The following is a 14,794-nucleotide window of genomic DNA, read 5'->3' as shown; positions in this document are numbered from 1 at the left end:
TGTCGGTGGCGTACCGATTGGTCTATTGGGCTGGTGCATGATAGCTGTTTGCACGCGAACGTCTTTCGCTCGGTGCCAAATCCTGTTGGCTGGCGAGTCGTGACTGTCTCTGTTCGTCATGTTCTCACCTCCACTACTGCGCTGTCGGCTCGAGAAACGACGCGGTCGCCGCGTTGAACGCGTTCGGCCGATCCTGATTCACCAGATGGCCCGAGTTCGAGAGCTCGAGCCGTTCACCTGCAGCGAGTTCCGAGACGAGTTGTCGGCCCTGTCGTTTGACCAGCGGCGCTTCCTGCTCGCCGTGGATGACGAGCGCCGGGGTTTCGACGTGAGTGAGCTCGGACGGTTCGTACCGGTAGAGTGCGCCGAAGACCTTCCGGAACTCGTCTCGAGAGATTTCGCCGACGGCGTCCAGCGCCGTTGCTCGCACCGACGGATCGATCGACAGCCACTGCTCGCCGGTCGTCGCCTGAATCGACAGCAGCAACGATCGGAACATCGTCTCCGGCCCCATCATCGACAGCGACGTCGTCAGCGCCGGCATCGGCGACAGGAGCGGTTTCATCCCCGGTGGGAGATCCATGGGCGGCATCGAGCGAACCGCCCCGCCGAGGACGGCACCCGCTGCGCGGTCGGGATGCCGATCGAGGAACTCCTGTGTAACCATCGAGCCGAGTGAGAGTCCACAGAGGATCGGCGCCTCGAGGTCGAGGTGGGCGAGAAGCGCCTCGAGGTCGTCGGTAAACAGCTCGATCGAATACTGGCTGGGTTCGGTCGCCCCAGTCTTGCCGTGGCCGCGAACGTCGAGGGTAACCACCTGATACTCGTCGGCGAAGCGCTCGACCTGTGGAGTCCAGGCTTGTCCGTTCATCCAGCCACCGTGGATGAACACCAGCGGCTGGCCGTCACCGTGGGTCTCGTACCAGAGTGTGCCGTCCTCGAGCGGAAGTGTTGCCATTGTTACTGTTCGTCGGGCGCTGGCCATATAGGTCGACGGGTTGCATACACTGCGAGAAAACGGTCCGAAAACGGGTTCGACGCGATCAGCTCCGGTGGTCGGTGTCCGCGTCGGAGCCGACCCAGCGCTCCCAGAACGTCTGGAAGTCGGCGTCGTCTTCGGTGAGGCGATCCCACTCGGCGAGGCCGCGTTCCTCGCGGCTGCCCGGAATCGTGTTGTCGAGGACGAGCGCGGCGAGTCCGCCGACGGCCATCCCCGTCGAGCCGATGATGAACACCGTGTCGACGAACGCCTGAATCGCCGCCTCGAGCGAAATCGCGATTGCGGTGCCGGCGATCGCGTCCGCCTCGAGCAGCGGCGCGAGTGTCGCCTCGAGTGCGACCGCATCGCGGAACTCGAGCGTCGAGGCGAAGTTGGCCATGTACTCGGGGATGGCCAACCCGACGAACAGCGCGAAGCCGATGACGAAGACGTTCCTCGAGGAGTCGAGATCGACGTGTTTGAGATTGCTGATGCCGACGGCGACGATCTGGGCGAACATCGCGATGAAGAGGCCGCCGACGATCGGGTCGGGGATCGTCGCGATCAGCTGTCCGAAGTAGCCGATGAAGCCGACGACGAGCATGACGGCCGCGCCGATCTTGACGACATAGCGGGAGGCGACGCCGGTGAGTCCGATCGCACCGATGTTTTCGGAGTACGACGTCGAGCCACCGGTTCCCATAATTCCCGAGAAGACGTTCATCAGCCCCTCCATCCCGATGCCGTGGTTGATGCGTTTCTCGCTGGGTGCGCCAGAGCCGGTCAGATTCGCGACGGCGTAGTAGTCGCCGATGCTCTCGACGATGGAGGCGAGCACGCCGGCGAACATCCCGATGACGAACGCGGTCGTGAACTCGGGAACGCCCCACTGGAATGGGTAGATCGGCAGGACGGCGGACGTCTCGGTGACGTCACCGAGCGGGACGTATCCCGGGTGGCCACTCCCGAGGACGCCGGTGATCGACAGCGTTGCGGCGACGATCCAGGCGATCGCGATCGCGAGCAAAACCGGATACAACCGGAACGCCTTGTGTTTGAGGTCGAGATACTGTGAGAACAGGATAATGAGGGCGAGCGTCAGTCCGAGCAGCCACCAGCTCTGGTCTGCCGTCGTGATCTGTGGTGCGTTGAACAGCGCCAGTCCGATCAGCGCGATCGTCGGCGCGATGACGACGGGCGAGAGAAACCGCTGGAGTTTGCCGACGAGCCCGAAATAGCCCATCAAGACCTGAACGGTCGCGGCAACGATGATCGCGCCCTGTAGTTGTAACAGCGCGGTTTGCCAGTCACTTCCGCCCCCCACGCCACCGGCAGTGACGACGGCGATGATCGCCAGTGCGGGCGCGAGCATCGAGAACGGCGCCCCCTGCACGATCGGATATCGGTTCCCGAACGTCGTCTGCGCGAGCGTCGCGATCCCCGAAACGACGAAGAACGTACCGATAAACCGTGCAGTCACGTCTGCCGGCATTCCCATTTCACTCGCCAGAATCAGCGGCACCGCGATGTTCGCACCGACCATTGTCAGATAGTGCTGGATGCCGAGCACCGTCGATTCACCCAGCGGCGGTCGGTCGTCGATTCCGTACTCGATATGGTCGCTAACGTCGCGGTCGACACCACCGCCAGCGTCCCGCTGTCCCTGTTTGTCCCCCTCGGTAGTCATAGACTCGTCGGATAACGAGCGAGGGGAGTCAAAGGCGTATTGATCCACACCGGCGCTGTCACGCCATAACGAAGGACGATTCCATACCTCTCACTGACACGACGACTCGTCCGCGGCGGCTCGATTCGCCGCTGTCCGAACCGTCTCGATCGACAGCGACTCGAGATCGACCAGTTCGCCGTCCGCTTCGTCCGCGACCAGTTTCGAGAGACCGGCTCGGCTGTCGTCGCCGGCGTCGACGACGAGGACTGTAGCCCCGTCGGCCGCGAGCCTGCGTGCGGCCTGCCGCGTCGAAGCCGTCGGGCTCCCGTCGGCGACGTTGGCCCGGCCGTCCGTCACGAGGACGACGACCGACGCGTCCGTCTCCGCGCGCTCGAGCACCCGTCTCGAGGTCTCGATCCCCGCCGGAAGTGGCGTCCGATCGCCCGTCGGGAGCTCTTTCAAGTGACGGGCGGCGAGCGAGACGCTGTCGGTCGGGGGCAGGAGGACCTCGGCACCGTCGCCCGCGAAGGCGACGAAGGCGACCTGATCGCGCTGCTGGTAGCTCTCCCGCAGCAGTTCGAGGACGACGCCTTTGGCGGTCTCCATCGCGGGTCGCATCGAGGCGCTGGCGTCGACGGCGAAGACGATCGTCACCGATGTCTCGCCGGCTCGAACCGACTGCCGGAGATCCACGTTTTCGACGCGCGAACTCCCGCGGGCGGCGGCCGACCGGACCGACGCCGCCGCGTCGATAGCCCCGTCGCTCGAGGCAGGTTCCGTCCGGACGCGTGCCCCACGGTTGTCGACGCTCGGTGTCGTACTCGCGCGCGAGCCACCCACGTCCGTTGTGGTCCGGCGCTCGACGTCCGGCGACTCGAGCTCGGGTGCTCGAGCCTCGCCGACGGCGGTGATTTCGGTCCGTTGCTGGCCGGGCACGAGCGGCTGGGCCTCGTCCTCGCTGTCGCCGTCCTCCGATTCTCGGTCGCTCGAGTCGGCAGTCTCGTCGCCGTCGCCACCCTCCTCAGGACCAGTGTCGGCGGGTGACGGCTCGTCACCAGCTGCGCCGCTATTGTCGTCGGAGCGGCCGTCGTCACCACCGCCATCGGACCCGTCTTCGGGCCCCAAATCGGCGTCGTCGTGGTCGCTACGATCTTCGCCGCCGGATTCGTTTCCCGTCTCACCGTCTCCGTCGGCCTCACTCTCGTCGCCTGCCTCGTCACCCTCGCCCTCGTCCGGCTCCCCCTCGTCGAAGCGATCCTCGAGGACGTCCTCGAATTCCGGCTCGTCTTCGAACGGCGTGCTCCGCAGCCGGTGGGGCAGGGCGTAGCGGGCAGCTTCGTGGACATCCGACTCGATGACTGTCGTCCGCCCCTCGAGCGCGGCAAGTGTCATGGCGGTCCGAGCCGTCGCGACGTCGCCGCGGTGGCCGTCGACGCCGGCGGCGAGACAGAGCTCGGCGATCTCCGTTTTGAACTCGTCGGGGAGGGTGACGTTCGAGCGGCGCTCGCGGGCCGCAGCGAGTTCGTCGCGAAGCGACGCCGTCTCGTCGGCGTACTCGCTCCGGAGGTCGGTCCCGTCGCCGTCCCCGAGCGCGCGGTCGATGATCTCGACGCGGTCCTCGAGGTCCTGACAGCCCTCGACGGTCGCCTGGAGGGCGAAGCGATCGCGCAACTGGGGACGGAGGTCGCCTTCCTCGGGGTTCATCGTGCCGATAAGGGTGAAGTCGGCCGGATGAGAACGACTGATTCCGTCGCGTTCGACGCTGTTGACGCCGCTTGCGGCCGCATCGAGGATGACGTCCACGAGGTGATCGTCGAGCAAGTTGACTTCGTCGACGTAGAGGATGCCGCGGTTCGCACGCGCCAGCAGGCCGGGGTCGAAGTCGGCCTCACCAGCCAGTGCATCCTCGACCGAGAGCGTGCCAACGACGCGGTCTCGAGTCGCCCCCAGTGGCAGGGTCACGAGCGGAACGGGACGCGTTTCGACCGGCAGGTCCGCGGGGTCGCGCTCTCGACAGTCCGCACACTGCCGGCTCGAGTCGTCGGGCGCACAGCCGTAGAGGCAGTCGGCGACGGCTCGCTGCTCGGGCAGCAACTCGACGAGCCCACGGACAGCGGTCGACTTCGCGGTGCCTTTCTCGCCGGAAATCAGTGCGCCGTCGAGTCCGTCGTCCGTCGCGACGGCGAGCAACACGCGTTTGAGTTCCGCTTGCCCGACGATCGCCGGAAAGGGAAGTGACGATAACTTTTTGTCCCCAGCGTCTGCAACCATACTTGCTCTAATACAATAGAGGTTTAAAAACGCGATGGCACGGATCGGGATTTACACCGCGACGGAGAACGAACTCGGCTCGATCGGCCGGGCTGCCGAGCGTCTCGAGGACGTCGAGCTGGTCGTCCGCTCGGAAAGCGACCTCGAAAGCGAGGCCGATATCGAGGAGTTCGTCGAGGAATTGCGCGACGCCACGGCAGCCGTCTTCTGGCTGCACGGGGCCGAAGACAGCATGCCGGGCTACGAGTACGCGACGGGCACGCTCGAGGAGGCGGGGGTTCCCCTGATCGTCAAGGCGACCGGCGACGCCTACGCCGTCGAGGACACGACGGTCAGTGCGGCCCATCGCGACCGCGCCTACGAGTACCTCGAAAAAGGCGGGACGATCAACGTCGCGAACCTGTGTCGCTTCCTCGTATCCGAGTACGAGGGCCGCGACGTCGACTACGACGAGCCGACGGCCCTCCCGACGGAGGGCGTCTACCACCCCGACTATCCGGGAATCGAGTACGAAGAACTGCTCGAGACCCACGACCACGACAAGCCGACGGTCGCGGTCTGGTTCTACGAGTCCCACTGGACCCACGAGAACACCCGCTACGTCGACGCACAGGTCCGGGCGCTCGAGGAGCAGGGCGCGAACGCCTTGCCGATTTTCTGTAATCCGGCGACGGACACGAACGAACAGGAAGACGCCGAGTGGGTGACCGACACGTGGCTGATAGACGACGCGGGCGAGCCGATCGTCGACGCCGTGCTCTCTTCGTTTATGTTCTCGCTCTCGATGGACGAGCGCGGCCGCAGTGCGAGTGATGAGGGCTCGAGCGCAGAGGACGTCTTCCTCGACCGACTGGGCGTTCCCGTGCTCCAGACCGTGACCACGATGCGCTCGCGCTCGCGGTACGAATCCGGCGATACGGGCGTGATGGGCTTCGAACTCGCCCTCTCTGTGGCGCTGCCGGAGTTCGACGGCAACGTCATCACGCACCCCATCTCGGGCAAAGAGCGCACCGACGACGAGGCCGGCATCGGCAGCGCGCCGAAACATCACTTCCCGATCGACGACCGGATCGACCACGCCACGCGGTTGGCGGTCAACTGGGCACAACTACGACACACCCCCAACGAGGACAAGCGAGTTGCAGTCGTCCTCCACAACTACCCGCCGAGCGACGACGGGATCGGGACCGCGTTCGGGCTCGATTCGCCCGAGTCGACCGTGAACCTGCTCTCCGAACTCGAGGCCCGCGGCTACGAGCTGGGCGACGACATGCCCGAGGACGGGCAGACGCTCGTCGAAAAACTGACCGCCCAGCTCACCCTCGAGGATCGCTGGGTCGCCCCGGAAGACGTCCGCGACCTGTCGGTCGACGTGGTTTCCGCAGATACCTACGCGCAGTGGTTCTCGGACGCCGACGAGCGATTTCAGGAGAACGTTCTCGAGGAGTGGGGCGAGGTTCCCGACCGTCCGTTCGCGATTCCGGGCGTCGAGTTCGGCAACGTGCTCGTCACCGTCCAGCCCCCGCGCGGGTTCGGGATGGACCCCTCGAAAGTCTACCACGACTCGGACCTGCAGCCACCCCACGACTACTACGCCTTCTACGGCTGGCTCCGAAACGAGTTCGAGGCCGACGCGGTCGTCCACCTCGGAACCCACGGCAGCCTCGAGTGGCTCCCCGGCAAAACGGTCGGACTCAACGGCGCAAGCGCGCCGGATCAGCTGATCGACGACGTTCCGAACGTCTACCCCTACATCGTCAACAACCCCGGCGAGGGAACCCAGGCCAAGCGGCGCTCCTATGCCGCCATCGTCGACTACCTCACGCCAGTCATGCGAAACGCCGGCACGTACGACGAACTATCCGAACTCGAGGAACTGGCCAACCAGTACCGCGAGGCCGGGATGGAAGACGCCCGCGCCGACGACGGCGAACACCTCGAGGATCTCATGCGTGAGAAAGTCGAGGAATTGGATCTCGCGGTCGAACTCGGAATCGCGGGCACCATCGACGAGAAAGCCGACGTCCGCGGCCCCGACGAGGCCGGCTCGACGCTCGCTGAAGGCATCGTCGAGGGCGATGAACTCGAGATCGACGACCTCGTCGAACGGATTCACGAGTATCTCACCGACGTCAAAACGACCCAGATCCGACTCGGGCTCCATACGATGTCCGAGCCGCCAGAAGGCGAGCGCCTCGTGGAGTATCTCGTCGCGCTGACCCGCCTCGAGAATCCCGGCGCGCCGAGCCTGCGCGAGAGCGTGGCGGGCGCGCTGGGCGTCGACTACGAAACGATGCTCGAGTCGCCGGGCGAGTACGACGACGCGCTCGGCATGACCTACGCCGAGGCTGCTGACGTGGTCTACGAGACCAGCGTCGACCTGATCGAGACACTGGCGGCGAACGAGTTCGACGTCCCCGTCTCGGAACGAGAGATGGGGGCCGATGACGTCTCGTCCGAGCGCCGCGAGGACGAGGCTCGTCAAACGAAGTCTGACGGTGAGGTCAACATCAACCTCCTGATCGTCGACCTCGAGACGATCGGCGACGCGCGGGCGAAGCCGGGGGCCCACGACGACCTCCGGAAGGCCCTCGCGTACATCTGCGAGGAGGCCCAGCCCCGCGTGCAGGGGGCCGAAGACGAGATCCCGCGAACTGCGGACGCGTTATCAGGCGAGTACGTCCCGCCGGGTGGATCGGGCGCGCCGACCCGTGGTGGCGTCGACTTACTGCCCACGGCCCGAAACTTCTACACGCTCGATCCGCGCAAGGTGCCAGCGAAGGCCGCCTGGCAGGTCGGAAGCGAGGTCGCCGAGGGCGTCCTCGAGCGCCACTACAACGAAAACGACGAATATCCCGAGGAAATCGGCGTCGTGGCGTGGGGGACCCCCACAGTACGCACCCGCGGCGAGACGATCGCACAGGTGCTCGCGATGATGGGTGTCGAACCCCAGTGGACTGACGCCGGTCGCATCGACGACGTCGAGCCGATCCCACTCGAGGAACTCGATCGACCCAGAATCGACGTCACCACGCGCGTCTCCGGGCTGTTCCGGGATGCGTTCCCTGCCGCGGCGGGTGTCATCCACGACGCCGTCGATGCCGTAGTCGACCTCGACGAACCCCACGAGATGAACTACGTGAAGAAACACGTCGAGGAAGAGCAGGCCGACCTCGAGGACGACGGACTGGACGAGAAAGAGGCTCGAAAAGCGGCGAAACACCGCGTGTTCACGACGAAACCCGGCGGCTACGGAGCCGGCACGAACAAGGCCGTTGATGAGGGCAACTGGGACGACCGCTCGGATCTCGCGAGCGTCTACGTCCAGTGGGGCGGCTATGCGATGGGGTCGCGCGGTCGGGTATCGGACGCCCACGACGCCTTCGAACGGCGACTCTCGAGCGTCGACGCCACCGTAAAGATCGAGGACACGATGGAACAGGACGAGTTCGACTCCTCGGACTGGTACGCCTTCCACGGCGGGTTCATTTCCGCGGTGTCGGAGATATCGGGTGAGGAGCCCGCCTCCTACGTCGGCGACTCCTCGGACCCGGACAACGTCTCGGTCTACACGAACGAGGAGAAAGTCCGCAAAGCGATGCGCGCTCGCGTGCTCAACCCCGACTGGCTCGAGTCGATGGAGGAACACGGCTACAAGGGTGCGGGAGACCTCTCGACGACGGTCGACGTGACGCTGGGCTGGGACGCGACCACCGGCGTCGTCTCGGATACACTGTGGGAGGAAGTCGCCGCGAAGTTCGCTTTCGACGAGGACCGACAAGAGTGGATGCGCGAGGTCAATCCGTGGGCGCTCGAGTCCATCACAGACACGCTGCTCGAGGCCATCGAACGCGATCTCTGGGACGCCGACGACGAGACGGTCGACCGGCTGCGCGATCTGAACCTCGAGGTCGAGGGAGATCTCGAGGTGCGGACGACCAACCCGACGATGAAGGTGACCAACGATGACTGAGCACGAGTTCGAGGACGAGTACGCCGATCTGGGCGCGACCACGCAGAAGGCGATGGATATCGCGGAGACAAGCATGGACATCGTCCGGCAGTTCGTGCCCGACGAGACGCTGGCCGACCGGATTCGACAGAAGTCTGTCCACTCGATGGGCGACATCGAGTTCCAGCATCTGATCGAGTTTACCGGCGGCGACGACCTCGGCGACGACAAGGACGCACCAGTTCGCGCCGGCGCGCGGGCCATCCTCGAGGAGGCGACCATCGTCACCGATATCACGATGTCGAAAGCCGGGATCACCGGCCGCGGCCACAACTGCGAGAAGCGCAAGGCGATCGGCAACGGGGCCGAACTGGCAAAGGAAACGGGGATGACCCGAACCGCAGCCTCGGTGCTCGAACTCGACAAACAGGGCGTCTACGACGGTTCGATCGCCGTGATCGGCAACGCCCCGACGGCCGCGTTCGCGCTCGCGGACTGCATCGAGAACGGCACGCGCCCCGCGGTGATCGTTGCGACCCCCGTCGGCTTCGTCAAGGCCGAGGAGAGCCGCCAACGGATTCGCGAGGTCAGCGAGGAATACGACGTGCCGGCGATCACCAACGTCGGCCGTCGCGGCGGCAGCGGCCTCGCGGCCGCGCTGACGAACGAGCTGATCCACGTTGCGAAAGACGTCCGGACGGACGACCTCGAGTTGGATATCGACGCCGAAACGCGAGCGGCTCGATCCGGCGGCCACCCGACGGAGGGCGAGTGATGAGCGACGAGTACGATCTCGAGTCGGGGCCGGATCCGGCGACGTTCGCCGCGGCAACGCCGGAGCCGGACATCGAGGACGCGACGGATGAGCCGGTCTACGCCGTCGGCGTTGGGCCGGGCAATCAGGAGTATCTCACGCCGCGAGGCGAACGCGCGATCCGCGAGGCCGACGTCGTCGTCGGCTTCACCACGGTCGTCGAGTTCGTCGAGGACCTCACCGACGCCAACTTGCTGACCTGTGGCTACAAAGACGAAGCCGAGGCGCTCGAGGAGTTCGCCGACCGGGTCGCCGCCGGCGAGTCGGGCACTGCGGTCGCGATGGGCGATCCCAACCACTCAGGGTATCAGTTCGTCGGGAAGGTTCAGGACGCCGTGGAACGCGCTTCCACGAGCCCTGACTCGCAGGCTCGTCAGGATGCGGTGAACGGTTCGGATCCAGAGACGCCGATACGCGTCGTCCCCGGCATCTCTTCGATCCAGTTGGCCGCCAGCCGCGCCCGAACGCCGATGGAGGACACCGAGTTCGTCACGCTGCACAAAAGCGGCGACCTCGAGGCGGACATGGACCGACTCGCAACCGCCGTGACGGCGGACGAACGCCATCTTCTCGTGCTTCCGCGACCCTACGATCGGATGCCCGGCGATATCGCCCAGTTCCTGCTCGAAGAGGGGGCCGAGCCGGATCTCGAGGCGCTGGTACTCGAGAAGCTAACCCACGAAGACGAGCAAATTCACCGCTTTACGCTCGCAGCGCTATCCGAGCACGCTGGCGGCAGTGGGAAAGAAGACACACCGTTTTCCGATCTGATCGTTCTCGCGGTGCGACAGCCGGTCTAACTATCGCTGGCCGTCTTCGCTGTGCTCACGTAGCACCATCGAGACCGTGTTCGAGACCTGCTCGAGCGCGATCGCGTTCGTCTTCCGGAGGTCGCCGTTTTGGGCTTCCTTGAGGTGTCGAAGCGCCTCTCGAAGGTGGTGGTCGGTCAGGGACGTGGGTTCGTCGGTCATGGAAATCGGGGACCGGTCGTACCCGATTCGATCGGTTAAACTCGTCGGTGAAGTGTCACTCAGTCGTCACTCGAGTCCATCCCGAACCGCCGCTCGGCGAACGCGTCTGATCCGCACGTTCGTTTCGGTTGTCCGACACCGCTCACCGACGGATTCAAGTCGATTTGTCCGAACGAAAGTACAATGATGAACGGATTCGTCCTCGGCGGCGTCAGCTCCGGCGTCGGGAAGACGGTCGCGACGCTCGCAATTATTCAGGCGCTCGAGGACGCCGGCTACGCGGTCCAGCCCGCCAAAGCGGGCCCGGATTTCATCGATCCGAGCCACCACGAGGCGATCGCTGGCCGTCCCTCCCGGACGCTCGATCTGTGGCTCTGTGGTGAGGACGGTCTCCGGCGCAACTACGCCCGCAGCGAGGGCGACGTCGACGGGTCACACCCGTCTGCCCGGGGGACGTCGTCCCCCGATATCTGCGTCGTCGAGGGTGTGATGGGACTGTACGACGGCGACGGCTCGAGCACGGCGATGGTCGCCGAAGCCCTCGACCTCCCGGTCGTGCTGGTCGTCGACGCGAAAGCCGGGATGGAAAGCGTCGCGGCGACGGCGCTCGGCTTCCAGCGCTACGCCGAGACGATCGGCCGCGATATCGAGGTCGCCGGCATCGTCGCCCAGCGCGCCCACGGCGGCCGCCACGAGCAGGGGATCCGCGACGCGCTGCCCGAGGACCTCGAGTACTTCGGGCGAATCCCGCCGAACGACGACCTCGAGATTCCGGACCGACACCTCGGCCTCGAGATGGGTGAAGAGGCTGCACTGCCGCGCGAGGCGTTGCGGGAGGCCGCCGACTCGCTCGCGGCAGAGCGGCTGGCTGCGGTGGCGAGCGAGGCGGTCGCCCCCGAAACCTCGGTCGAGGACGAACCCGAATCGGTCGACGCCACGGTCGCCGTCGCCGACGATGCTGCTTTCTGTTTCCGGTATCCAGCCACGCTCGAGCGGTTTCGCGAACGGGCCGATCTGGTCACGTTCTCGCCAGTCGCGGGCGATCCGGTCCCCGACTGTGACGGCGTCTATCTGCCGGGCGGGTACCCCGAACTCCACGCCGCAGCCCTCGAGTCGGCCGGCACGCTCGCCGAACTCGGAACACTGGCAAGTGAGGGACTGCCCGTCCTCGGGGAGTGTGGCGGCCTGATGGCTATGAGTCAGTCGCTGACGACGGCTGAGGGCGAGACGTGCGAGATGGCCGGTATCCTCCCGGCGGACGTAACCATGCACGACCGCTATCAGGCGCTCGATCACGTCGAACTCGAGGCCACCGAAGGGACGCTCACCGCAAACGCCGGCGATCGGATTCGGGGCCACGAGTTCCACTACTCGAGTGCCGACGTCGACGCCGACGCCCGGTTTGCCTTCGAGACGGTGCGCGGCGACGGGATCGACGGCGGCTACGATGGGCTGACTGAGTACAACTCGCTCGGCACCTACGTCCACGTCCACCCCGAAAGCGGGGCGTTCGATCGGTTCCTCGAGACGCTCGATGGATCCCGATAGCCACGACTACCAACCTTGCTGGCCCGGAATCTATTACAGTTCACTAACAACTAGGAGTATGGCAACCGCGACGCCGACGAGCGTCATCTTACCGACGCAGGGCTGGAGCGACGCCTGCGAGGAGATCGCCGCCCAACTCGGATCGGCCGACGAACTGCTCGTCGTCTGTGACGACACAGTACCCGCCATCGTCGACCGCATCGACGAGTTCGGTGACAGCGTTCGGCTGGTGGTCGCGGGCGACCCTGAGGGCTGTTCGGGCAAGGCCAACGCGATCGCCGCTGGGATGGAGGCGGCCGAACACGACCGGTTCGTCTGGACCGACGATGACTTTCACCATCCGCCGGACTGGCTCGCACGGCTGCGTGTGGACTACGACCGCCACGGGCCGACGTCGGAGTTGCCCGTCTTCGTCGGGCAGGACCCACTCGCCGCGGCGCTCGAGCCACTCTACGCACTCAGCGGGACACTCGCCGTCTTCCTCGCGGACATTCCGTGGGCCGGCTCCCTCGTCTTCGAGCGCGACGACCTCGACGACGAGGCGGCGTTTCTCGAGGCCCTTCGGCGAACGGTGAGCGACGACGGACTGCTTATGGAACACGTCGATTTCACGACCGTCAAGCGAACCCGATACGTCGAGACCGGTGGGTCGATCCGCAAGACACTCGAGACGCAGGTCCGATTTACACAGATTGTCTACCGGTACGATCCCACGGGAACTGCCGCTCAAGCGGCCTTCGGGACCGGATTGGCTGCTGGCTGTCTGCTGTTTCCGTTCCCTGCACTGGCGCTCGTGACGCTTTCGATGGCCAGCGTGTATGCCGCCTTCGGCATTCGACGCTGGACGTTTCTCTCCACGTACCCGGTGGTGATCGCGGCGATCCCACTGCTGGTGTATGGGTTGGCCCGTCGATCGTTCATCTGGGGTGGCCGACGCTATCGGTGGCACGACAAATTCGACGTGACGGTCGAACCCGAGTAGGCCGACGCCGAGAGCAGGCGTCCTTGCAGCCCCCGTCACTCGAGTCAGTCACGACTGTGGCGGACGCTGGAACCTGTTCCGGCTGAGAATAGATCGGACAGCGAGACATCCAACGCCATATTCACAAGTGAGCTTGTTCTATCACACTCTTAGTTTGGCAATCCAGATTGATCTATAACAAACAAAATTGTTTTAGGGGCGGCCGCTGTTCCACCGGATGATGCCACCTATCGCGCTGCCACACGACGCGAAGGCCGGGCCGACCAAGCCGGAGGTCCGAGCCGTCGTCCACTCGAAACTCGCACTCGAGACCGACGACCACTTCGTGGAGGTCGGCTCCTGTACGGGAGCCATTACGATCGAAGCCGCACAGCGAGCCGGGCGAGTGACCGCCCTCGAGCGGAAACCCGAACGCCTCGAGACGACCGAGCGGAATCTGGCCGCCAACGAGGACGCGATTCGAGCGGATGTCGAACTGCAGAACACGGAAGCGCCGGAGGGAGTACCCGCCGACGCTGACGCGCTCTTTCTGGGCGGCAGTCGAAATTTCGAGGCCGTCCTCGACCACGCCGTCGACACCGAGGTCGATCGAATCGTCATGAACGTCTCGCGACTCGAGGTCGCCGGCAGGGCGACAGAAGCCTTCCGCGAGCGCGGGATTCTCGAGGAGGTCGTCCAGTTTCAGGTGAGCCACGGCTACGAACTCGCCGGCGCGACGAGTTTTGACTCGGACAACCCGGTCTACATGCTGGTCGGGAGCGCGACAGCGAGCGGCGGGGCTGACGATGGAGGGAGCCAGCGATGACGCTCTACGGCGTCGGCCTCGGCCCCGGCGAAGCCGACCTCGTGACCGTTCGCGGACAGAACGTTCTCGAGACGTGTGACGTCGTCTACTCACCGGGTCGCCTCTCGCGGTCCGTCGCACTCGAGCACGTCGACGAGTCGAAGATCGGGGACCTTGATTTCCCGATGACGAAAGACGAGGAAAAGCTGCGGTCGGCGTGGAAGGAGGCTGCCGCCGAGATCGCCCCGAACGCACGCGACGGTGACGTCGCCTTCGTCACGCTCGGCGACCCGAACGTCTACTCGACGTTCGGCCACCTCCGGCGGACGATCGATGCGTTCCACCCCGACGTCGAGTTGGAGATCGTCCCCGGCGTGAGTGCCGTGACGGCGTTTGCGACCGCGATGGGCGTCGAGATCGAAGCCGGCGCAGGCCTCTCGCTTCGCGAGGCCGCAAACGGGGCGAGTCCAACGGGGCCGGATCGGCTGATCCTGTTCAAAGTCACCGACGCGCCGGCGACCCACGAGGGCCTCCTCGAGGCCGGCTACGAGGTAACCTACGGCCGCCGGCTGTTCATGGAACAGGGCGAGACGCTGGTGACCGATGATCCGTCAGAGATCGACGAGCGCGACTATTATACGCTCGCCTACGCCGAGAAGGCGGACCTCGAGGTCGAACAGGCGACGGCAGCGTTCGAGACCGATGCTGCGGACTCCTCGAGCGACGAGGAGTCGACGAGCGGCGAGCCGGTCGCGGACGGGGGAACGCTTGTCGATCTCGAGCTGGCCGAAGGCTGTGCGCACGGCGATTGTGGAGGCCACTAA

Annotated in this window: 11 protein-coding genes; 7 read left to right on the top strand and 4 right to left on the bottom strand. The window is 65.5% G+C overall.

Annotation, left to right across the window (positions count from 1 at the left end; genetic code table 11):
* Nucleotides 1-133: 133 nt before the first annotated feature.
* The 3 genes from GCU68_RS10955 to GCU68_RS10945 all read right to left on the bottom strand — a co-directional run bounded on the left by GCU68_RS10955 (nt 134) and on the right by GCU68_RS10945 (nt 4,919).
* Entirely contained in the window at nt 134-958 is an 825-nt protein-coding gene (locus tag GCU68_RS10955; protein WP_152941562.1) for an alpha/beta fold hydrolase, read from the bottom strand.
* A gap of 85 nt (nt 959-1,043) precedes the next feature.
* Complete coding sequence (locus GCU68_RS10950; protein WP_152941560.1) at nt 1,044-2,666, bottom strand: uracil-xanthine permease family protein; 1,623 nt, start codon at nt 2,664-2,666, stop codon at nt 1,044-1,046.
* Nucleotides 2,667-2,756: 90 nt separating this feature from the next.
* A complete protein-coding gene (locus GCU68_RS10945; protein WP_152941558.1) occupies nt 2,757-4,919 on the bottom strand; it encodes a VWA domain-containing protein in 2,163 nt (720 codons plus the stop codon).
* 34 nt (nt 4,920-4,953) lie between these two features.
* On the opposite strand from GCU68_RS10945, the gene cobN reads away from it, so the two are divergent.
* From cobN to GCU68_RS10930, 3 genes are read left to right on the top strand one after another with little or no spacing between them, the layout of a single operon-like run.
* Nucleotides 4,954-8,892: a cobaltochelatase subunit CobN gene (gene cobN / locus GCU68_RS10940; RefSeq protein WP_152941556.1), complete on the top strand. Its 3,939-nt coding sequence runs from the start codon at nt 4,954-4,956 to the stop codon at nt 8,890-8,892.
* Entirely contained in the window at nt 8,885-9,646 is a 762-nt protein-coding gene (locus tag GCU68_RS10935; protein WP_152941554.1) for a precorrin-8X methylmutase, read from the top strand. Before cobN ends, GCU68_RS10935 begins: the two co-directional genes overlap by 8 nt.
* Nucleotides 9,646-10,485: a cobalt-precorrin-7 (C(5))-methyltransferase gene (locus GCU68_RS10930; RefSeq protein ID WP_152941552.1), complete on the top strand. Its 840-nt coding sequence runs from the start codon at nt 9,646-9,648 to the stop codon at nt 10,483-10,485. Before GCU68_RS10935 ends, GCU68_RS10930 begins: the two co-directional genes overlap by 1 nt.
* Here the strand turns inward: GCU68_RS10930 and GCU68_RS21325 are convergent, their stop codons facing one another.
* Complete coding sequence (locus GCU68_RS21325) at nt 10,486-10,656, bottom strand: hypothetical protein (protein WP_168927089.1); 171 nt, start codon at nt 10,654-10,656, stop codon at nt 10,486-10,488.
* Nucleotides 10,657-10,842: 186 nt separating this feature from the next.
* Between GCU68_RS21325 and GCU68_RS10925 the strand changes: the two genes are divergently transcribed.
* From GCU68_RS10925 to GCU68_RS10910, 4 genes are all read left to right on the top strand, one after another.
* Nucleotides 10,843-12,204 carry a cobyrinic acid a,c-diamide synthase gene (locus GCU68_RS10925; RefSeq protein ID WP_152943700.1) on the top strand — a complete coding sequence of 454 codons (1,362 nt, stop codon included), beginning with the start codon at nt 10,843-10,845 and terminating at the stop codon, nt 12,202-12,204.
* 58 nt (nt 12,205-12,262) lie between these two features.
* The gene (locus GCU68_RS10920) at nt 12,263-13,186 is read left to right on the top strand and encodes a glycosyltransferase (RefSeq protein WP_152941550.1); all 924 of its coding nucleotides are present in this window, start codon (nt 12,263-12,265) and stop codon (nt 13,184-13,186) included.
* A gap of 220 nt (nt 13,187-13,406) precedes the next feature.
* The gene (gene cbiT / locus GCU68_RS10915; RefSeq protein ID WP_152943699.1) at nt 13,407-13,991 is read left to right on the top strand and encodes a precorrin-6Y C5,15-methyltransferase (decarboxylating) subunit CbiT; all 585 of its coding nucleotides are present in this window, start codon (nt 13,407-13,409) and stop codon (nt 13,989-13,991) included.
* Nucleotides 13,988-14,794 carry a cobalt-factor II C(20)-methyltransferase gene (locus GCU68_RS10910; protein ID WP_152941548.1) on the top strand — a complete coding sequence of 269 codons (807 nt, stop codon included), beginning with the start codon at nt 13,988-13,990 and terminating at the stop codon, nt 14,792-14,794. Before cbiT ends, GCU68_RS10910 begins: the two co-directional genes overlap by 4 nt.

Origin of the sequence: Natronorubrum aibiense, assembly GCF_009392895.1 — an archaeon.
GTDB classification, from domain to species: domain Archaea; phylum Halobacteriota; class Halobacteria; order Halobacteriales; family Natrialbaceae; genus Natronorubrum; species Natronorubrum aibiense.
The sequence above is the reverse complement of the archived record's forward strand: the minus strand, read 5'-3'. Positions and strand labels throughout refer to the sequence as shown.

Coding starts and splice junctions, on each gene's coding strand:
- GCU68_RS10955 (WP_152941562.1), bottom strand. CDS start 958: ATGGCAACACTTCCGCTCGAGGACGGCACACTCTGGTACGAGACCCAC.
- GCU68_RS10950 (WP_152941560.1), bottom strand. CDS start 2,666: ATGACTACCGAGGGGGACAAACAGGGACAGCGGGACGCTGGCGGTGGT.
- GCU68_RS10945 (WP_152941558.1), bottom strand. CDS start 4,919: ATGGTTGCAGACGCTGGGGACAAAAAGTTATCGTCACTTCCCTTTCCG.
- cobN (WP_152941556.1), top strand. CDS start 4,954: ATGGCACGGATCGGGATTTACACCGCGACGGAGAACGAACTCGGCTCG.
- GCU68_RS10935 (WP_152941554.1), top strand. CDS start 8,885: ATGACTGAGCACGAGTTCGAGGACGAGTACGCCGATCTGGGCGCGACC.
- GCU68_RS10930 (WP_152941552.1), top strand. CDS start 9,646: ATGAGCGACGAGTACGATCTCGAGTCGGGGCCGGATCCGGCGACGTTC.
- GCU68_RS21325 (WP_168927089.1), bottom strand. CDS start 10,656: ATGACCGACGAACCCACGTCCCTGACCGACCACCACCTTCGAGAGGCG.
- GCU68_RS10925 (WP_152943700.1), top strand. CDS start 10,843: ATGAACGGATTCGTCCTCGGCGGCGTCAGCTCCGGCGTCGGGAAGACG.
- GCU68_RS10920 (WP_152941550.1), top strand. CDS start 12,263: ATGGCAACCGCGACGCCGACGAGCGTCATCTTACCGACGCAGGGCTGG.
- cbiT (WP_152943699.1), top strand. CDS start 13,407: ATGCCACCTATCGCGCTGCCACACGACGCGAAGGCCGGGCCGACCAAG.
- GCU68_RS10910 (WP_152941548.1), top strand. CDS start 13,988: ATGACGCTCTACGGCGTCGGCCTCGGCCCCGGCGAAGCCGACCTCGTG.